General features: G+C 54.2%; 15 protein-coding genes. 1 reads left to right on the plus strand and 14 read right to left on the minus strand.

Going from position 1 to position 19406, the window contains the following annotated elements:
- Window positions 1-46: 46 nt before the first annotated feature.
- Together B9N88_RS19440 and tnpB are read right to left on the minus strand one after the other, a co-directional pair.
- Window positions 47-1579 (minus strand): IS66 family transposase, encoded by a 1533-nt coding sequence (locus tag B9N88_RS19440; protein WP_027604575.1) that lies wholly within the window; start codon window positions 1577-1579, stop codon window positions 47-49.
- An 18-nt stretch (window positions 1580-1597) separates the two neighbouring features.
- On the minus strand, window positions 1598-1957 hold the full coding sequence (tnpB, locus tag B9N88_RS19445; protein ID WP_019412232.1) for an IS66 family insertion sequence element accessory protein TnpB: 360 nt from the start codon (window positions 1955-1957) through the stop codon (window positions 1598-1600).
- A gap of 72 nt (window positions 1958-2029) precedes the next feature.
- On the opposite strand from tnpB, the gene B9N88_RS19450 reads away from it, so the two are divergent.
- Window positions 2030-2323, plus strand: coding sequence for a hypothetical protein (locus tag B9N88_RS19450; RefSeq protein WP_143491257.1), 294 nt, complete (start codon window positions 2030-2032; stop codon window positions 2321-2323).
- A gap of 107 nt (window positions 2324-2430) precedes the next feature.
- On the opposite strand, the gene B9N88_RS19455 is transcribed toward B9N88_RS19450, so the two are convergent.
- From B9N88_RS19455 to B9N88_RS19495, 12 genes are all read right to left on the minus strand, one after another.
- Window positions 2431-3678 carry an MFS transporter gene (locus tag B9N88_RS19455; RefSeq protein WP_027605653.1) on the minus strand — a complete coding sequence of 416 codons (1248 nt, stop codon included), beginning with the start codon at window positions 3676-3678 and terminating at the stop codon, window positions 2431-2433.
- A 2-nt stretch (window positions 3679-3680) separates the two neighbouring features.
- Window positions 3681-4661, minus strand: coding sequence for a HesA/MoeB/ThiF family protein (locus B9N88_RS19460; RefSeq protein ID WP_143491258.1), 981 nt, complete (start codon window positions 4659-4661; stop codon window positions 3681-3683).
- Window positions 4654-6087, minus strand: a complete 1434-nt coding sequence (locus B9N88_RS32385) for a hypothetical protein (RefSeq protein ID WP_143491259.1) — start codon at window positions 6085-6087, stop codon at window positions 4654-4656. Before B9N88_RS32385 ends, B9N88_RS19460 begins: the two co-directional genes overlap by 8 nt.
- Window positions 6088-6126: 39 nt before the next feature.
- Window positions 6127-7356: a hypothetical protein gene (locus B9N88_RS32390; protein WP_143491260.1), complete on the minus strand. Its 1230-nt coding sequence runs from the start codon at window positions 7354-7356 to the stop codon at window positions 6127-6129.
- A gap of 151 nt (window positions 7357-7507) precedes the next feature.
- Complete coding sequence (locus tag B9N88_RS19465) at window positions 7508-8494, minus strand: cupin-like domain-containing protein (protein ID WP_256221192.1); 987 nt, start codon at window positions 8492-8494, stop codon at window positions 7508-7510.
- Window positions 8495-8584: 90 nt separating this feature from the next.
- Complete coding sequence (locus tag B9N88_RS32580; protein ID WP_155954377.1) at window positions 8585-8725, minus strand: hypothetical protein; 141 nt, start codon at window positions 8723-8725, stop codon at window positions 8585-8587.
- A gap of 427 nt (window positions 8726-9152) precedes the next feature.
- On the minus strand, window positions 9153-10568 hold the full coding sequence (locus B9N88_RS19470) for an efflux transporter outer membrane subunit (protein ID WP_027605654.1): 1416 nt from the start codon (window positions 10566-10568) through the stop codon (window positions 9153-9155).
- Window positions 10565-13744, minus strand: a complete 3180-nt coding sequence (locus B9N88_RS19475) for an efflux RND transporter permease subunit (RefSeq protein WP_027605655.1) — start codon at window positions 13742-13744, stop codon at window positions 10565-10567. Before B9N88_RS19475 ends, B9N88_RS19470 begins: the two co-directional genes overlap by 4 nt.
- A 15-nt stretch (window positions 13745-13759) precedes the next feature.
- Window positions 13760-15001 (minus strand): multidrug efflux RND transporter periplasmic adaptor subunit MexE, encoded by a 1242-nt coding sequence (gene mexE, locus B9N88_RS19480; protein WP_027605656.1) that lies wholly within the window; start codon window positions 14999-15001, stop codon window positions 13760-13762.
- Between the two features lie 287 nt (window positions 15002-15288).
- Window positions 15289-17502 carry a GMC family oxidoreductase gene (locus B9N88_RS19485; protein ID WP_027605657.1) on the minus strand — a complete coding sequence of 738 codons (2214 nt, stop codon included), beginning with the start codon at window positions 17500-17502 and terminating at the stop codon, window positions 15289-15291.
- Complete coding sequence (locus B9N88_RS19490; protein ID WP_027605658.1) at window positions 17499-18011, minus strand: sorbitol dehydrogenase; 513 nt, start codon at window positions 18009-18011, stop codon at window positions 17499-17501. Before B9N88_RS19490 ends, B9N88_RS19485 begins: the two co-directional genes overlap by 4 nt.
- Window positions 18008-19375, minus strand: a complete 1368-nt coding sequence (locus B9N88_RS19495; RefSeq protein WP_027605659.1) for a hypothetical protein — start codon at window positions 19373-19375, stop codon at window positions 18008-18010. The genes B9N88_RS19490 and B9N88_RS19495 overlap by 4 nt, the downstream gene beginning before the upstream one ends.
- Window positions 19376-19406: the final 31 nt, after the last annotated feature.

Below are 19406 nucleotides of genomic sequence, written 5' to 3' on the forward strand. Positions count from 1 at the left end.
CGTAAGCGCTCCATAAACCCCACCTGTTCAAAAATAGGCGGCGCGCTTAGCTAGGCGATGCGGGCGAACAGTTCCACGGCAGCAAGGCTTCGTAATCTTCAACCGAGGTTGCCTGTGGCAGGCGCTCAAGGGCGTGGCGCAGCCACGCATAGGGCTCTTGGCCGTTGGCTTTAGCCGTCTCGACCAAACTGTAAAGTTGAGCGCTGGCCGTCGCGCCTTTGGGCGTGTCGCTGAACAGCCAGTTCTTGCGCCCGATCACGAAGGGCCGGATCGCACGCTCGGCCGCATTGTTGTCGATCGGCAAATATCCGGCTTCGGTGTAGCGCACCAACTTGATCCAGTTGCTGGCCAAGTAGCTGATGGCTTTGCCCAGTGCATTTTGCGCCGTCACTTGTGGCTGGGTTTTCTCCAACCATGTTTGCAATTGGGCCAACACCGGCAAGCTGTTTTGCTGTCGGCTTTCGTGGCGATGTTCATCGCCGACTTCTTTTAAATCTCGCTCGATACCGTACAGCTTGTTGATCAGATTCAGGGCGATATCGGCACGCCCGGTTTTACCTTTAGGCTGCACCTTTTGCGCCTCGACAAACTTGCGTCGTGCATGGGCCCAACAGCCTAAACGTTCGACACCGGACTGCGCGCCCAAGGCGTTGTAACCAACATAATCGTCGGTCATCAGGTAGCCGCGATAACCTTCGAGCAGGCGCGACGGAACCTCCTGCGCCCGGCTGGTCGAGTAGTCAAAAAGGATCACAGGCTGATTAGGCGGTCCGCCGGTTTGCACCCACATCCAGGATTGACTGGTCGGCTCTCGATCAGGCTCTTTCATCACCTGTACACGCGTTTCGTCGCAGTGGATGATGCGACTTCCCAGCAGTCGATCCCGCATCAAGTTGAGCAAGGGTTGCAGGTGTTCGCCGCACTGGATAACCCAGCGCGCCAAGGTCTGGCGTGGGATATCGATACCGTGGCGGCCCAGCACTTTTTCGAAGCGGTGAAGCGGTAAGCCATCGACGTATTTGGTCGTCAGCAGCATCGCCAGGACACTTGGGCTGGCCATGCTTTTTTCAATCAGTTGAGCGGGCTTGTCCGCGGTAACCGGTGCGGTCTCGCAATCGCGGCAACCGTAGATCTTGCGGACATGTTTGATCACACGGATTTGCATCGGCACGATCTCCAGCTGCTCGCTGATTTCCTCACCAATGGTGTGCTTGCGGCAACCGCAGGCGCAGGTCAGTTCGTGCTCGGGCAGTTCGTGGATGACGTCGATGCGCGGAAGATCGGCGGGCAGAGGCTTGCGTTTACCGCGATGTTTGGTCGGAGCGACAACCTCTTCTTCCACCGTTTCGTCGACAGACTCGGCCACGCTTTCAACTTCGTTGAACAAGGCCATTTGCGGGGTCGCGGGATCGGCTGTCTGCTCTGACTTACGCCCGAAAAGGCGCTGACGCAACAACGCGTTTTCTTCTTCGAGATGAACGATCTTGCCCTTATCCGACTCGCGCTCACTCAGCATTTGCTCAAGCAGTTGCTTGAGCAAAGCAGGGTCGTCAGGAAGGTCTTTGGGCATGGAAATCATGCCCTGGATTATACCGAATCAGGCGACAAATCGAGGCGTCAAAACTTGATGCGGGCGGTTGCGCCACAAATCAAAACCATCCAATAACCAGTTGAGTTCTTGAACCGTCAGCACGATGGCTTCATCCGAACAATCCGGCGATGTTTTGAAGCGCTCGGACTCCAGCCGCTTTAGCCAAAGGCAAAAACCGTTACGCTCCCAATACAAAATTTTCACTCGGTTTCGAGGCTTGTTGAGGAACACGAAAAGTACCGGGTCAAACACCGCGACCTTAATGTCCAGTTCGACCAGAGCGGCTAGGCCATCGATGGATTTTCGGAAGTCGACGGGTTTGGGGTAGAGATAGACTTTTTCGACTTTTGCGTCGGGACGCATCATGAGGTGCTGGCTCCGGAAAGGAATCGGGAGCACAGCATCGGGGATCAGATGGTGACTTTGAATGTGGGGTTCATGGAGCGCTTACAAAACAACCGGCCCTTGTACGAGGAAAATGTGAAAGCGATTCAACAGGCGCTGGACAAGGCCAAGGCCACAGGTGGTGTAATTACCGAACAATTGCCCGTCAGGATTATTCGCAAGCGTGCAGTCAGCAGCGCTCCTTTGCCGCGCTTTGTACTGATGCGCCACGACCAGACGGGCAACATCGTCCAGGTGCTGGAGCGGGTCCCCCGGCCTGGGAGGCACGGGCCTCACGCTCCACGGTCTGTCAGCGATGTCGTTCAAGAGGTGTTCAAGTGGCACTGAAGCGCATGTTTGAATGCACCTGGGGAAGCAACGGCTTGGCTGAAATTTGCCGTTTAAAACCACGATAGTTCAACGACTCGACTGCCCCGTGGAAAACCTGGGACGATTCAAGCTTCTTGTTTTTTTAAATGGTCTTTTTGCCCACTTGACAGCAATGTTGTACTTACACCCAATAAACCAACAAAACAGGAGACTGCAACGATGATCAACGTCACCGAAAAACCATATGCATCCAGCAAACCGCCGAAAACAGTATAGGAGATACCGATAATAACTGAGTTAATCAGGTTCGCAACAGAGAGACACGATGCTCGGATGTGTGACTCAATATTTTCATGAATATAGGTTTCGTATGAGGTTTCATATATGGCAGGGAGCGACATGATTAGAAGGAAGCTCGCGACCGAAGTGGTTGTACCGATATTCAATGAAAGAATGAAAAGAAGAAAGGTGGCAATAAGGGTGGTAGAGAAAGCAATTATGCCGAGAGAAAAACGAGAACAAAAAAAGCCAGCAGCCATGAACATTAATGCCGATAGGGCTTCAACAGCAGCATAAATGCCAGCGATGATAGGTACCTCTAAACCCCGCATGGAAAAAAAGGGTTGGCCATAGATGAACAAGGGGATCGTTGAAAGCTCGAATAAAGCATATCCAATAAACAAAGGTATAAGAAATGCGCCTTTTTTAGACCGAAAAAAATTAATCAGCAAGGTGAGATGTCCCTCCGTTTTTTCATTAATTTTGTGACTTTTTTTATTCAAATTCAGTGAGAACGCCGGGAGCTTCATTTCGGGAATGAATGTCACAACAACAGCTCCAATGAGCTTTGATGCCGCAAAACAAATATAAACACTGTTCCAAGACCATGTGTCTTGTAATACGCCACCAAGCAGCATAGATAAGCCTAATGAAATCGCACCAATGGCACGGGCGCGTGAGAGTATTTTAGGATACTCTTCGGCGCGATGCTGGGCCAGTAAGTTATCATACAGTAATGCCCTGTCCGAACCGGAGCCCATGGCAATGCTGGCGCCGAACAGACAAAATATTATGGCGAAAGGAATAAAGGAGGAAAATAGCAGAAATCCAATGCCGCTTATAAATAGCCCTAAAAAGCCGAGTATGAGAGAATATTTACGACCATATCGATCCGCGAGCAAACCGGATGGGATTTCTAACGCTACGGAAGAGAAGAATAAAAAAGATTGAAGAATTCCTATTTCTCCTTGTGTGATTCCAAGTTGCAGCAGGTAAAGGACAAACAGGCTTCTTTGGACATCAAGATTCATAAAAATTGATAAAGAGTAATATAGGTTGTCGTTTTTATTATTTGGAAATTTAGAAGCGTCCATTTTTATTTAAATACCTGTTTTTTTGTAAGTTCGAAAGATTTGAAGTTTAAGTTTAAGATGCATGCATCTACTTTTGAAGGGCCAATTTTTGCCAAATATTGAAAAGCTTCCCAGGCTATAAGGTTGGCAATAATCGAGTTTGTGATTCCATTGGATGGAAAACGTGCAGGAATAATTATTTGCCCACAAACTCTGTGTATCTCTCCAATCCAGCGTAGATAGTTTTGAAATGAAGATATATCTTTGAGAAGCGGTCCAAGTATACCGTTGTTAATACCAACGGCACCGAACAGCGCTGACGTCCCTGCTTTTACTGCTGCGTTAGCAACGTAACTCTGAATGGCTCCCTTAGGTTCATCAGCACAACAGATTATTAAATCCGCTCCCGCAGCTAACTTTGCTAGCTGTGTGCTGGATGTTATCTCGGATATAACAGGTTTGGCATTTACTACTTTTTGATTCTCTCTTAGCTGCTTGGCAAGTATATTGGCCTTATATTGACCGATATCTTGTGCGCTAAAAACAAATTGACGATTAAGATTGTTCATTTGTACTTTGTCAAAATCAATCAAAACAAAAGAACCTACACCTGAACCTGCAAGGCTTTGTGCAACTAAAGATCCGGTGCCGCCGCATCCAACAACTACTATTGATGATTTTTTTAGCTGTTGACTCATTTCTTGGTTTGGTGCAACAGCTTCATTCCACGACCATTGTATATTCTGTAACGGAGTCAACCCATAAGGAGGGGCAGTATGAATGAGATTAGCATTCATTAGTTCTTGAAGAAAATTTCCTTCTAGACTCTTATCGAACTCCAGCGCGACTCCTGTTGTACTAAGTAGATGGAGTAGTTTAGTGATGTTGGAATTATGTGCCTTGATGCTTTTTATGCCGTTCTCTGCGACAAATTTTAGTTGATTGCCTTCGCTAAGAACAACAACATCGCCACGCAATACCCATCGGTTCTCTTTTTTAAGCAAGGGAGGAGTCCTCTGTTATATTCGCATCGCCTGTGTGTTTAAAAAACATAGCCATCGGTCTATAAACGGTTTCAGCTAACAGCATGGGTAAAACAGTACTACTGGATTTTGAGTAAAGTTTTAGAAAGATAGACCTAATAAAGTTAATGGATTCAACGGAGGTATCCAAGCCAGATATTTTTCTTTGGAAGAGAGTTAGACGCAAACTTTTTTCACTTGCGGCATTTACAATTAGTGTCTTCAATTTTTCTTTTTCTTCATTTGTGAGCTCTTGCAAAAGTTGACTGCACTCCGTAATTAGGTGAAGCGGTTTTTCTTTGTTTTTTTGTCGTGGTTCAACAAATGTTTGAAGCAAGGTCTCTTCGTGACTCATTATTTCAAATGGGCTATTTAATCGCTGATAGCTTGCAAGAATAGGGAAGGAGTAATATGAAGAGAATGCAGACCACGATAATAGTATTTTTGTATTTGTATTGGGAATTACATCTAGTGCCTTAGTTAGTCCAATGCCACGAAACTGTGGATGTACAATAACGCGAAATGATTGCAATATATATTTATTTATTTCTGAGAACTCAGGAAATATCTCAAATGCTTTTGGCCATGGACGAATACATAGATTAACACCAATCAGCTCTCCTTTAGAGTAAGCGGCGACAATATGATCAACTAGAGGGGCTAATGTATTAATATCATTCGGGTTGTCATTTTCATAATGATAACGAGAAAGTTTTTTGTAGTCGTCTATAGTGCCTTTTTTAATTTCTATTTCTAGGCTTTCTAATATGCTGGTGCTTTTTATTTTTTTATTAAGAACACAATGTTTTCCATTTGAGTGAAGCTCAATGTGGACATCTGGCTTTAAAAAATCGACGATGTCATCGTGACAACTTGCAATGAAAGCACTTTGTTTATTGGAGCGAAGAATTTTCCCTAAATTTATAGCGACAATCTGGGCTGTACGTCTGTCTAATCGTGTAGTGAACTCGTCAAGGATAAGTGGCCCTATTCCTTGGAGTAAAGCTGAAGCAATAAGGAAGCGTTCTTTTTGTCCATCAGATAGTTGAGAGAAAGTACCAATAAGAATACGTGGTTCTCCCAACCCAAATTTTGAAAGATAACGAATGACTTCCCCTGCATCTTCATAAGAAATAATTTCTGCGATAGATTTATCTTCGTCAATGTGAGTTGGGATTTTTATTGTTGTTGGAAAGTGCTGGGATATATTTTTTAATAGCAAGCTTTTACCTACTCCGCTTGCGCCCGTTATTAGAATAATTCCATCTGCAGGAATATCCAAATTTGATAATGACTCCATCCACCCTTCTTCAGAGAGGCCAAAAGTTTTGATTATATCTTTACAAACTTTGCTCGAGCTATTTAGCGGGGGGATATGTAGGTCTACTTTTGTGTTTATTATGTTCATAACGCGACTCACGTTAACTTGTTGGCCTCGGCAGGCATATTAATTTTTAAAATTAACATTGCTCAAGCAGATACTTGGAATGGCACCAATCATCACGCTTGGACATAAATCGTCTAATAAGTCATCGAGCAATTTTTTGTGTGTACTGTTAAATACAGATGATTTTAATATGCTTACATATAGTCTTTGAGCTTTTGATTCGCTTCGCCAGGCGGGACATAATGTTAATGACGCGTATCTACTCCAAGCATCATCGGTTGGGCCTGAAACGATCATTAGTCGCATAGCGGCTTTAACTTTAGGATTTGAATAACTGTCAGAAACGGGAGTGCAAGGTATACCGTATTTATGAAGTGTCGTCGCAATAGACCAAGCAACTGTAGCGTTAGGGTAATAATCGGGAAATGCTAGAATAAGACCGTTTCTCGCTGCTATAGGAGACCAATCTAGAGTTATTAAATTTTTTAGTGGCGCTGGATCATCAGAGGGTGTCGATGCTTTTGCCCAACCTACATGTTCTCCGCAGTTGGTATTTTTTAAAATATTTTTTATTTCTATTCGAAGTGATCTTTTGTCATCTCCGCCAAGCTCACCTGAAAAAACAAGAATACCTCTAAGAGAGGTTTTTTTAATGATACGCTGTCCATTTGCTGATGGGGTTGAGTTAAATGGGGTCGCGGTGTCTGCAGTTTGATTAATAATTCCTTTTTCGTAAAGAATGACATTTTCTTCAGCGTTACGAACAACTTCTATAAGAATAGAGGGGGTTCTATTGTAGGGGCAAAAGGCCTCCCAGCGATTAGGGGAAATTTCACGAATTTGCCGTGCTCCCGGCCATTTATCACCACGGAACGGTATCCAGGCAGGGGATGATAGCAACCCTTCAAACGCTGGAACTTTTTCCTGGAATCTGATAATAGCACTGCCATCTTGTGTTAATCCTAACTTTGCTTTAGTCATGATTAGATGGCGGACAATAACATCATGACTAGCTAGGAAATTAAGCCCGTTCAAATAGTCTTTCCCTGAAATATTATCTTTACAGCTACTATTGACTCTGGGGGAAAGAGTATATGTATGCCCCTCATCTCTAATATTTATATCACAGCCGCCCTCTATGCTCACGTTTGGGAGTGGTGTAGACAATGGTGCTCGTGGAGGTAGCGCTCCCAAACTTGCTAATTGTAGAGCTCCATAGTTACGAGGAGACCTCAATGATCCAGGAGCTGCATCCACAGCAATTCTAATTAACTTATTGTTCTCCTCCATAAAGCCTCCTTGGTTTCTCGGTGCCAGTTTTATAGGGATGTTAAATTTTAATTTTTCTTCGGCTCTAGTTGTTTGTGTTTTTTGAAAAAATATGTGCAAAAAATATATAATCAATGTTTTGTTGGTTTAAGCTTTGTGAGTGATTTTTTATTTAGCTGCTAGAGTTATTTAAATAATAGCTGCTTAGAAAATCTTCAGACCTTTTTGCTGAATCTTTAAGGCGCGTAATATAGTTTTTTTCATGTTCAATAAAACATCCAATCTGATGAGATAAAGGGGGGGGAAGTGCTTTTTCTGCTTTGAATAGTTCTTCTCTGGCCTCCCTTCCTAAATTTTCGATTTTAGTTAATATGGGTAAAACTAATCCGCGTATTTGCTGTTCAAAAAGTGGAAATCTATAAGTGTCTACATGTAAGTTTTGTACGGCGATAGTGAAGCCGCAGTTGATTACGTTATGCCACCACCCAGGCGGGATATAAAATGCATCACCTTCCGATATTGTACCTTCAAAAATATCTGCACCTTGCTTGAGCACTTGCTTAGCAATTTCGGGGTTAAATAAATCTTGTCCATTTGAAACTGCAAATGTATGGGATGGCGACACCATGCGTGCTTTTTTTTCACCCACAATCATGGTTAATACAGAATTAACGAAAAATGAATCTGTATGGAGTGGACTTGATACATTTTTATATCCGATGATTAAGTTTGTCGGTGGTATTGAGATTGAAGGTGGCAGTTTGTATAGCCAGTTATCAGGAAAACAAGGCAGCATCATATCTATATCATCTAAAAGCTCAGGGAACTCTTCGTAATAGATCCATCCGCCCAAATATGGTAACTCGACGTCACTGTCGATGTGGTTGTTTTTTTCTGCTAAGCATATATATTCCTTTAGAGGTATTTTAACTTGGTCTCTGTAGCGCTCTTGCTGTTTTGTCTTGTAGTAGCAGACAGGCACTTTAATGTGCCCATAGGTGTTTTTAAAAAAAGTAGCGGACCAACGTCTAACTGCAGGCCAATCCTTGCCCATTCCTTTTATAATGACTGGCTTTTCATTCATGAGATAGTTCTTTTGGAATGCTATGGAATCGCTAGCATTAATGCTCTCAAGATGAATTATATTTTTATTTGACAAGGGGATAATCCTTGCTTTATGGGTTGCTGTTGTTTTTTAAAAAGGTCACTCATAATGAATGACCTTTCTTGTAATAGTCCTAGCGAACTATTAACAGCGGCTAAAAACAGCCTGAAGCATTAATTCATCATCTGCCGCGTCCATGAAGAAAGAGACGTCTTCACTTTCATTCTGGGCGGCGAAGGCATTGTCTGACTCTAGAGTGTATTCAATCATGTCTTCATTTTTCATTTTATATTCTCTCATTGGTTAATCGGTAAGGTAGTGTCAAGCTTAGATTAAACGGTCGCTGATTATATTTCGGTCCAGAACCACGCGGGATAGCCTGATTTGTCGGTGAGGATCCGCGAAATTTCTGAACTAATCAGCGACTCCTAGAGTAAAGACCATCTTGCCGGTATAACGCAAATGCACACATTGCGATTTTATGTATCAGTGCTTCGATAATAGAAGAAATGGCAGCCGCAATAAAAAGCATGTACTCCTGATTGCCAGGCGCAGCGCGGTATTAGGAAGTGACCTACGAAGGACTTCTTGTTTCGCTTACAGAAGTAACTTTCAACATTTTAGGACGCTCCAAACAAAAAAAGCCCCATAACCAAATAGGCTACGGGGCTAAAAATTGGCTGGATGCGACCAACCAAAGGAGCTCTTTACGTTACTGGGCAGTCGCCACGACGGTGTCCGGCTTCCAGCCACCCCCCAGCGCCTTGTAGATCGCCACGATTCCGCGATACAGGTCCACTTCGGCCTGGGCCTGGGAGTCTTCGGCGGCCAGGCGTTCCCGTTGGGCGTCGAGCAGGACGAGGAAGTCCACGGTGCCTTCGCGGTAGCGGATCGCGGCGAGGTCGGCGGCGGCGCGGCTGGATTCGCTTTGGCGGATCAGCGAGACCAGGCGTTGCTGACGCTTGCCGTAATCGCTGAAGGCATTTTCGGACTCTTCCAGCGCCAGCAGTACTTGCTGCTCGTAGGTCGCCAGGGCGCCATCGGCTTCGGCGTCTGCGCCACGCAGACGGGCGCGTACGCTGCCCAGGTCGAAGGCGGCCCAGGTGATGCTCGGGCCCAGGGCCCAGGCATTCGCGGCGGATGAGCCGATCTGCGAACCGCGTCCGGCGGTGAAGCCGAGGAACCCGCTGAGGCTGACCCGTGGGAACAGGTCGGCCTTGGCCACGCCGATACGCGCGGTGGCGGCGGCCAGTTTGCGTTCGGCGCTGAGGATGTCCGGGCGCCGTTGCAGCAGTTGCCCCGGGTCGCCGATCGGCAACGCCTTGGCAATCGCCGGCAGGTCTTTCGGGCTCAGGTCCACGGTCAGCTTGTCGGGACGCTGGCCGAGGAGGGTGGCGATGCGGTTGCGCTCACGCACCTGTTCGGCCTGCAGTTGCGGCACGCTGGCTTCCACTGCGGCGAGGCGTGCGTCGGCACGCTCCACGTCGAGTTGGTCACCCACACCGGCATCCCGCAGGCTGACGGTGATGGTGCGCGAGTCCTGCTGGTTCTTCAGGTTGTCGAGGGCGATGCGTTCACGCAGTTGCGCGCCGCGCAGTTGACCGTAGGCGTCTACCAGTTCGGCAATCAGGGTGACTTGCAGTTGGTACAGGTCGGCCTCGGCGGCTTGCTGGTCGGCATCGGTGGCTTCCAGGTTGCGCTGGATGCGCCCGAACAGGTCCAGTTCCCAGGCCATGTCCAGGCCCAGGTCGTACCGCTCGGTCTTGACCCGGCTGGTGGTCTGGCCGGGGATCTGGCCCTTGCCCTGGTCGCTGCTGACGCGGCTGGTAATCGTCGGCATGGCGTCATTGCTGGCGTCATCGCGGATTGCACGGGCAGCACGCAGACGGGCAAACGCCACGCGCAGATCACGGTTACCTTGCAGCGATTGCGTGACCAGCTGGTTGAGGGTCGGGTCGTCGAACTGCTGCCACCAGATGCCTTCGAACTTGGCGTGGTCATACTGCTTGGCGTCCGCGGCGGCGGTGATGTTCGCCGCCTCCGGGGTCTGGGTCTTGTAGTCCGGGCCCACGGCACAGGCGCTCAGCGCCAGGACCAGCAAGCTCGGCAGGAATACTTTCACACTCATTGCTGTGTCTCCAGCTTCAAGGCCTTGGCCGCTTTGCGCGCTTCGCTGCGCTCCACATAGCGACGGATCAGTACGTAGAACACTGGTGTCAGCAACAGACCGAAGAAGGTCACCCCGATCATCCCGGAGAACACCGCCACGCCCATGGCATGACGCATCTCGGCACCGGCGCCGCTGGACAACACCAGTGGCACCACACCCATGATGAAGGCGAACGAGGTCATCAGGATCGGCCGCAGACGCAGGCGGCAGGCTTCCAGTACCGCAGCGAGCGGGTCGAGGCCTTCCTGCTGTTTGTCCTTGGCGAACTCGACGATCAGAATCGCGTTCTTGCACGCCAGGCCCACCAGTACGATCAGGCCGATCTGGGTGAAGATGTTGTTGTCGCTACCCGAGATGATTACCCCGGTAATGGCCGACAGCAGCGTCATCGGGACGATCAGGATCACCGCCAGCGGCAGGCTCCAGCTTTCGTATTGGGCGGCCAGGACCAGGAACGCCAGCAGTACGCAGAGCGGGAACACGAACAGCGCGGTGTTGCCCGAGAGGATTTGCTGATAGGTCAGGTCGGTCCACTCGTAAGTCATGCCGTTGGGCAGTTCATCCTTCAACAGTTTTTCAATCGCCGCCTGGGCCTGGCCGGAGCTGTAGCCCGGTGCCGCGTTGCCGTTGATTTCAGCGGTGATAAAGCCGTTGTAGTGCATCACGCGGTCCGGCCCCGAGGTGTCGCTGACCTTGATAAAGGTCGCCAGCGGGATCATCTCGCCCTTGTTGTTGCGTACTTTCAGCTGGCCGATCTGGTCGGCGTCCTGGCGGAACTGTTGTTCAGCCTGCACGTTGACCTGGTAGGTACGCCCGAAGCGGTTGAAGTCGTTGGCATACAAGGAACCCAGGTAGACCTGCAGGGTGTCGAAGATGTCGCTGATCGCCACGCCGTGGGTCTTGGCCTTTTCGCGGTCGATGGCGGCATCGACTTGGGGCACGTTGACCGTGTAGCTGGTGAACAGGCCGAACAACTCGGGCACGCCACGGCTCTTGGTGATGACGTTCTGCACTTCTTTGTACAGCTCGTCATAGCCGAGGTTGCCACGGTCTTCGATCTGCAGGCGGAACCCGCCGATGGTGCCCAGGCCCTGTACCGGCGGCGGTGGGAAGATCGCCATGTAGGCTTCTTCGATGTTGGCGTATTGGCCGTTCAGCGCACCGGCAATCGCACCGGCGGACATGCTCGGGTCTTTACGCTCATCGAACGGCTTCAAGGTCACGAACACGATGCCGCTGTTCGGGCTGTTGGTGAACCCGTTGATCGACAGGCCAGGGAACGCAATCGCAGCTTCCACACCGGGCTGCTTCAGGGCGATCTCCGACATGCGCTTCATCACGTTTTCGGTGCGGTCCAGGCTCGCAGCATCGGGCAGTTGGGCGAAGGCCACCAGATATTGCTTGTCCTGGGCCGGTACGAAACCGGTCGGGGTGTGGGCAAACCCGAAGAAGGTCAGCACCATCAGGCCGGCGTACACGAACAGGGCAATGCCCGTGCCGCGAATCACCCGGCGTACGGTACCCACGTAGCCATGGCTGGACTTTTCGAAAAAGCGGTTGAAGGGACGGAACAGCCAGCCACCGAGGAGCTTGTCGAGGACCTTCGAGAAACGATCCTTCGGTGCATCGTGACCGCGCAGCAACACGGCGGCCAGGGCAGGGGACAGGGTCAGCGAGTTAAACGCCGAGATCACCGTCGAGATCGCAATGGTCAAGGCGAACTGTTTGTAGAACTGCCCGGTCAAGCCACTGATAAACGCCGCTGGAATGAACACCGCACACAGCACCAGCGCCGTGGCGATGATCGGGCCGGTCACTTCGCTCATGGCTTTTTCAGTCGCCGGGAACGGCTCCAGGCCCAGCTCGATGTTACGTTCGACGTTCTCCACCACCACGATAGCGTCGTCCACCACGATACCGATGGCCAGTACCAATCCGAACAGCGACAGCGCGTTGAGGGAGAAGCCGAACAGGTGCATCACCGCAAAGGTCCCGATCAACGAGACCGGCACCGCCACCAACGGAATGATCGAGGCGCGCCAGGTCTGCAGGAACAGGATCACCACCAGCACCACAAGGATCAGCGCTTCGAACAGGGTGTGCACCACCGCTTCGATGGAACCGCGCACAAAGATCGTCGGGTCATAGGCGATGCGGTAATCCATGCCGGCCGGGAAGCTCTTTTTCAGCTCGGCCATCTTGGCGCGCACATCGTTGGAGATGTCGATGGCATTGGAGCCGGGGCGCTGGAAAATCGGAATTGCGACGGCCGGCTGGTTATCGATCAGCGAGCGCAGCGCGTATTGGCTCGACCCCAACTCGACCCGGGCGATGTCCCTGAGGCGCGTGATTTCACCGTTGGCGCCGGCGCGGATCACAATGTTCTCGAACTCTTCCTCGGTGACCAGGCGGCCCTGGGTGTTCACCGACAACTGGAAGCTGGTGTCCGACGGTGCAGGCTGGGCGCCCAGGGCACCGGCTGCCACCTGGCGGTTCTGCTCGCGGATCGCGGTGACCACATCGGTCGCAGTCAGGTTGCGCGAGGCGGTCTTGTTCGGATCCAGCCAGACACGCAGGGAGTAGTCGCCCATGCCGAACAACTGCACGTCGCCGACGCCGCCCAGGCGGGCCAGTTCATCCTTGATATTGAGGATCGCGTAGTTGGACAGGTACAGCATGTCGTAGCGCTGATCCGGGGAGGTCAAGTGCACCACCATGGTCAGGTCGGGGGAGGCCTTGTCCACGGTGATACCGATGCGCGTCACTTCCTCAGGCAGTTTTGGCTGAGTCCGTGTCACCCGGTTTTGCACCTGCACCTGCGCATTGTCCAGGTCGGTGCCCAGGGCGAAGGTGATGGTCAGGGTCAGCTTGCCGTCGGCCGTCGATTGCGAGGACATGTACAGCATGCCCTCGACGCCGGTGATGGCTTGCTCCAGCGGCGCGGCCACGGTTTCACCGATGACCTTGGGGTTGGCGCCCGGGAAGTTGGCGCGTACCACCACGGTCGGCGGCACGACTTCCGGGTATTCGCTGATCGGCAATTGGAACAGCGAGATCGCACCGGCGATCAGGATCAGCAGCGACAGCACCGCTGCGAAGATCGGCCGTGAAATGAAGAACTTGGAAAAATTCATCTTGAGTCGTATCCCTTAACCGCGTGGAGACGCAACGGCTGCGAGCTTGGGCGCGGTTTTTTCCGGCGCCACTTGCTCCAGGTTGCTGGCTTCAAGCGCTTGTCGTTGTTGGGCCAAGGCGGCGAGGGTTTCCTTGCTGGCCATCGGAATGGTTTCCGGGGCGACCGGCGAGCCGGGGCGCGCGCGTTGCAGGCCCTTGACGATAATGGTGTCGTCCTTGTTCAGGCCGCTGCGCACGATGCGCAGGCCTTCGATCTTCGGCCCCAGTTCCACCGCGCGATACGCCGGCTTGTCGCCTTCCATCACCAGCACGAACTTCTTGCCCAGGTCGGTGCCGACGGCCTCGTCGTTGATCAGCACGGCGGAGTAGGTGCCGCTGCCGACCAGCTTCAGGCGCGCATACAGGCCAGGGGTGTATTCGCCCTTGCTGTTATCGAACACGGCGCGCCCACGGATGGTGCCGGTGGCCGGGTTGACCTGGTTGTCGACGAAGTTCATCTGGCCGAGGTGCGGGTTACCGGTTTCATTCGACAGGCCCAGGTACACCGGGGTGGTGGCGCCACGGCGGCCTTGGCGAGCCAGTTCGGTGTACTTGAGGTACACACGTTCATCGGCGTCGAAGTAGGCGTAGACCTTGTCGGTGGAGACCACGCTGGTCAGCGCGGTAACGTCGGCGGTCACCAGGTTGCCGGCGGTGATTTCGGCACGGCTGACACGGCCGCTGATCGGCGAGGTCACGCGGGTAAAACTCAGGTTCAGCTTGGCCAGGTCCAACTGCGCCTGGATCCCGGCGACGGCGGCGCGGGCTTCCTGGGCGGCGGTGGTGCGCGAGTCGGCCAGTTCGGCGGAGATCGCATTGCTCTGGCGCAGGCGTTCGCCGCGCTGGGCTTCGTTATCGCTGCGGGTGGCGGCGGCTTTGGTTTGAGCCAGTTGGGCTTCCAGGCGGCGCACTTCGGCCTGGAACGGACGCGGGTCGATCTGGAACAGCAGGTCGCCTTTCTTGACCAAGGCGCCTTCGGTGAAAGCGACTTGGTCAATCTGGCCAGACACCCGTGGACGAATCTGTACGGTTTCGGGCGCTTCCAGGCGACCGGTGAATTCATCCCACTCGTTGACCGGCTGCTCAAGCACCTTGGCCACGCTGACTTTTGCCGGTGGCATGGCGGCCGCTTGGTCCGGGGTCTTGCCGCACGCGCTCATCACCACCACGGCCAGGATCGCCAGGGGGAAGCGCAAATGTTTGAGTGACTGTTCCATGAGGTGCATCCGCCAATGTATTTGAGATGGGCGGATCATGCGCGGCGACGCGGTATGTCACGAATCGAATGAAGCAAAGGTAACTATCATTCGGAATGATATAAGCGCGGGATTAGCCCTCTAGCATGGGGCTTTCGTTAGGGGGCTATCAATGGGCGTGATGACAAAGGACTGTTGTCGAGGGTGCAAGGAACTATTTCAACAGCGGTTTGCAGGGGGCGACGAAGGCCAGGATGGGTAAAAAAACGCCCGGTTCACCTGAGCCGGGCGCCAATCTCCAGCGTGCGTCAGGCGGTACCGAACCCCACCTGCACCGTCAGCGCCCCCTGGTTATCCCCCAAACCAATGCCATAACGCCCCTCCAGATCATCGTTGATACACAGCTGCAATTCCCCGGTCTGCCCCGCCGGAATCTCCGCCAGGTCACCCACCAGAAACGGTGTCCCGCTGCTGCCCACCCGGCCAATCAGCGCCCCCTCATTGGCGCCCGGCAAGGTGTAGCCCGCCTTGGCGATCAGCCCGGGGCTGCCGTTGCCATCGACCATGCCGCCCACCGGGCTGGCCAGCCACTTGCCGCTGACATACCGCACCCGGCGCGGGCTCGGGCCGCTGATCTGCACGCCGGTGCCTTGCCATGGCTGGTTGGCCTGCACCTGTAGCGTCGCGGCCTTGAGCTCGTTGCACAGGGTGTCGCCGGCCTGGATCGACAGCGCGGCGATGGTCAGGCTGGGGTTGGAGGTGCCGGTGGTGGGGAACACGCCGTCACCCACCAGGAACAGGTTGTTGTGGTCCCAACTGCGTTGGCTCTTGTCCACCACCGAGGTCTTGGGGTCGTCCCCCATGCGGTAGGTGCCCATCAAATGCCCGGCACCCTGGAACGAATAGGATTGCCCTTGGTAGGTGAACACCCCGGGCGGGATGTCGGCAGTCAGTTCGGTAGCCCCGAGCAGTTCGGTGATGACATGGCTGGCCAGGATCCGCGCCTGTTTGAAACCTTCCTTGGTGTAGTCGGACAGGTCGTAGTGGATTTCCGGGCGCGGGATGCCCAGGCGGTCCTTGTATTGGCTGGAAGGCACGATATAGCAGTTGGCGTTATTGGGATCTTCCTCCACTTGCTCCACCAGGAAACCTATCCGAAATTGCCGTGTGAGCAGGTTGTTCAGCTGTTGCACCAGCGCCGTGCCGAACAGCACCTGGGGCGCGCCCGTGGCGTTTGGCAGCGGGTTGGTGTGGCTGACGTTGGTGCCATCGATCAGGTCGGCGACGGTGGTGTAGGGATCGCCGATCGGCCAGTTGAAGCCCTCGTTGCCGATCTCGATCCGCCAGGCCGCGCGCTGGCTGCGGAAGGCGCCGTCGCGCAGGCTTTCGATGCCGGAGGTGGACACCGGGCCGCGATACGGGAACACCGTCTTGCCTTCGGGCATCAGGCCCCAGGCCAGGTAGATCGGGTGGTCCGCCAGGCTGCGCCCGACCTGGCCGCTGCTGTTGGCCACGCCGTTGGGCCAGGCGCTGCTGGTGGAATTGAGCAGCAACTTGGGCGTCTCGATGGCATGGGCGGCGATCACATAACGTTGCCCCACGGCCACGCCGGTGCCGGTCGGTGGTCCATCGCCGAGTTGGTACTGGATGAACTCGATACCGCTGATGCTGTTGTCCGCCGCCACGGTGACCTTGCTCGCCACGGTCTTGTACAGCACCCGCACATTGCCGGTGTTGAGCGCGTTGTTCATGGTCACCGTGGCATCGTACTTGGCCTGGATCGGGCAGATCGGCGTGCAGTTGGTGTTACCCGCGCACACCCGTCGCCCGGCATACGGCTGCGAGTTGCGCCCGGCCGGCGTCGGGCTGACCACCAGGGGCAGGCCCTCGAACGACTGGCCCTGCACCGCGCTGACGAAGCTGCCATCGACCAGCGACAGCGGGATACTGGTCATCGGGTATTCATAGTTGGCCGGGAAGGTAATGCCCAGGTACGCCTGGTCCGCTACATTCGCGGCCACACCGATTTCCGCCTCGGCACGGCAATAGGCGCTTTGCAGGTCGTTGTAGCTGATCGGCCAGTCCACCCCTACGCCATACAGCGTCTTCATCTTGAAGTCATTCGGCAACATACGCAGGCAGGTGGCGACCCAATGCCAGGTGGTGCCGCCGCCCACGCGCTCATAGGTACTGGTGAACGGCAGCGGGCCTTTTTGCACCAGGTAGCTGACCTCGGGGTTTTTCCAGTTGTCATTGATCAGGTCGGCGATGGTCGCGCGCGGTGCGTTCTGTTCGGCGGGGTTGCGCGCCGGGCTCAGGGTGCTCACCGGCGGGTAGGGTGATTCGGGGGTCTTCAACGTCGCGGTATAGAAACGCTCCAGGTACTGGTTACGATTGGGCGGGATCTCCGGCCCCGATTCCAGCACCAGCACTTGCACCCCGGCCAGGCCCAATTGATAGGCAATGAGGCTGCCCGCAAGGCCCGCACCGACAATCACCACATCTGCTTGTTCGCTACTCATGACGATGCTCCTGGCTGCGTGCTGGCGTTAACCCCGGTGAAGTCTTCCAGGCTGGGCGGCGGGCTGTTCCAGTAGCCGAAGAAGAACTCGCTGTAGCCCATGGGGTGGGCCTGGGCAATACTCCACGCCCAGCTCTGGGTGTAGGCCTCGTCACTCACCACGGTTTGCTCGTCGACCGGGAAGGCACCCTGGGTATACGGCTGGTACCACACGCCCAGCAGCCAGAGCTTCATGATCGCGCGTGCCACCTGGGCGGTTTGCGTCGGTGCCGGTTGGCCGTTCTGCATCAGGATCGCTGTGCCGATTTGCTGCGGTGTCGCCTGCTCGGCCGCCAGCGTGGCGTACTGGGCCAGCAGGGCGCTGAGCACGCTTTGGCCGACACGCGGGCCGATGAAGTTGAGAAAGGTGCTGGGCAGGCCGATGGGATCCACGGAGGGCGCCAGCAGTTCCTGATCGATGCCGGTGAGCACCACGCTCAGGCCGGTGAAATTGTCCAGGTCGGTACTCATGGCTGACTCCTTGTCACACCGGTGGATTGGGCGCGCTCGAGCAGGTAGGTGAAGTCCGCGAAGCTGGTGCGCGGCGACTGGGTCACGTGGGTGGCGGCATTGCCGTGACAGGCGATGCAACTGGACGACGCCTGGGGCACGGTGCCCTGGATATAGGTCTCCAGCGTGGCATTGGCGAGGAACGACGGCGCCGGGTTGCCCAGCGGCCGGGTTGCGGAGATCTGGCACGGCGGCTGGCCGCTGAGCGTCGGCCACTGGGTGCTGATCAACTGGTAGTTGGCCCATACGCTGTTGGGATTCACCGTGCGCAGCAGGGTCTGGTAGGTGGTGTTGAGGGCCTTGGTTTCATCCGTCAACGGTATCTCGCGCACGATCTGCGAGGGCGTGGCCTTCACCGCCGGGTTCCATGGCCTGGGCGGCGGCTGGTTGACCTCGGCCTGGCTGCTGGCGTTGTAGAACAGGTACGGGCCTTTGCGCTCGGCGGGCGGCGTGGTCTTTTCCGGCACATTGTCGACGTGTTCGAAGGTCGACCACACCCACTGCGGCGCGCTGGTGGTCTTGTGCACGATATGCAGGCCCACCAGCCCGACCGGCTCGGCCACGCAGGACTCGGTCACCACCGGCCCCTTGCTCGGGTCGCTGTTGCCCGGCGTATACACCAGGGCATCGACACTGTGGAAACTGGCGGGATTGTCGTTGCCGTCCAACACCTTCCACGCGGCCTTGACCATCAGCGAACCCACCTCACTGGTGTTCGGGTTACCGCAACTGAACGCCACCGCATTGGTCGGGCTGGCGGCAAAAAACGCCTGTTGGCCCTGGATGCTGTAGAGGCCGTTGTTGACGATGCCGTCGAACATGGCTTGGTTGACCACGATTTCATTGCGCGTGTACACGCCGCTCTGGTCCACCAGGGGGCCGCTTTCAAACGGCTGGATAAACTCGTCGAGCACATCCGGAACCTTGCCCATCTGTTGCAGCAAGCGCCCGGAACCCTTGCCTTCACAGGCTTTCGGCACGCTGGCGGGCGCATTAAAAGGCAGCGGCTTCTGCCCTTGGGCCAGGAATATCTGATAGCTCTCCTTATAGCTTTCCCACACGGTGGCCGCGTCCTGCTGGCCGATCTGCACAGCGCTATTGGGTTGACCCGTGTCCAGGGCCGGCCAGTTCAGCGCGATGAACGTCTGCCACGACATTTCATCGAAGTTGGCTTGCAGGCTGGACAGGGAAAAGGGCGGGGTCGCCGTGACATCGAAGGGTATTTGCGTAGACAACGTGGGGGCCGCGACGACCAGGGGGCTCAGCAACGCGCCAAACAGCGCACAGCCGAACCCGGGCCGGGGGCGATGGGTTTCCATTCTCATCGGTATCTCCTAGGCATCAGGCGCCGGGAGA

This window comes from Pseudomonas sp. LAMO17WK12:I1 (assembly GCF_900177315.1).
GTDB classification, from domain to species: domain Bacteria; phylum Pseudomonadota; class Gammaproteobacteria; order Pseudomonadales; family Pseudomonadaceae; genus Aquipseudomonas; species Aquipseudomonas marginalis.

Coding starts and splice junctions, on each gene's coding strand:
- mexE (WP_027605656.1), bottom strand. CDS start 15,001: ATGGAACAGTCACTCAAACATTTGCGCTTCCCCCTGGCGATCCTGGCC.
- B9N88_RS19450 (WP_143491257.1), top strand. CDS start 2,030: ATGGAGCGCTTACAAAACAACCGGCCCTTGTACGAGGAAAATGTGAAA.
- B9N88_RS19485 (WP_027605657.1), bottom strand. CDS start 17,502: ATGAGTAGCGAACAAGCAGATGTGGTGATTGTCGGTGCGGGCCTTGCG.
- B9N88_RS19495 (WP_027605659.1), bottom strand. CDS start 19,375: ATGAGAATGGAAACCCATCGCCCCCGGCCCGGGTTCGGCTGTGCGCTG.
- tnpB (WP_019412232.1), bottom strand. CDS start 1,957: ATGATGCGTCCCGACGCAAAAGTCGAAAAAGTCTATCTCTACCCCAAA.
- B9N88_RS19455 (WP_027605653.1), bottom strand. CDS start 3,678: ATGGACGCTTCTAAATTTCCAAATAATAAAAACGACAACCTATATTAC.
- B9N88_RS19440 (WP_027604575.1), bottom strand. CDS start 1,579: ATGATTTCCATGCCCAAAGACCTTCCTGACGACCCTGCTTTGCTCAAG.
- B9N88_RS32580 (WP_155954377.1), bottom strand. CDS start 8,725: ATGAAAAATGAAGACATGATTGAATACACTCTAGAGTCAGACAATGCC.
- B9N88_RS19470 (WP_027605654.1), bottom strand. CDS start 10,568: ATGAGTGTGAAAGTATTCCTGCCGAGCTTGCTGGTCCTGGCGCTGAGC.
- B9N88_RS32390 (WP_143491260.1), bottom strand. CDS start 7,356: ATGGAGGAGAACAATAAGTTAATTAGAATTGCTGTGGATGCAGCTCCT.
- B9N88_RS19490 (WP_027605658.1), bottom strand. CDS start 18,011: ATGAGTACCGACCTGGACAATTTCACCGGCCTGAGCGTGGTGCTCACC.
- B9N88_RS19475 (WP_027605655.1), bottom strand. CDS start 13,744: ATGAATTTTTCCAAGTTCTTCATTTCACGGCCGATCTTCGCAGCGGTG.
- B9N88_RS32385 (WP_143491259.1), bottom strand. CDS start 6,087: ATGAACATAATAAACACAAAAGTAGACCTACATATCCCCCCGCTAAAT.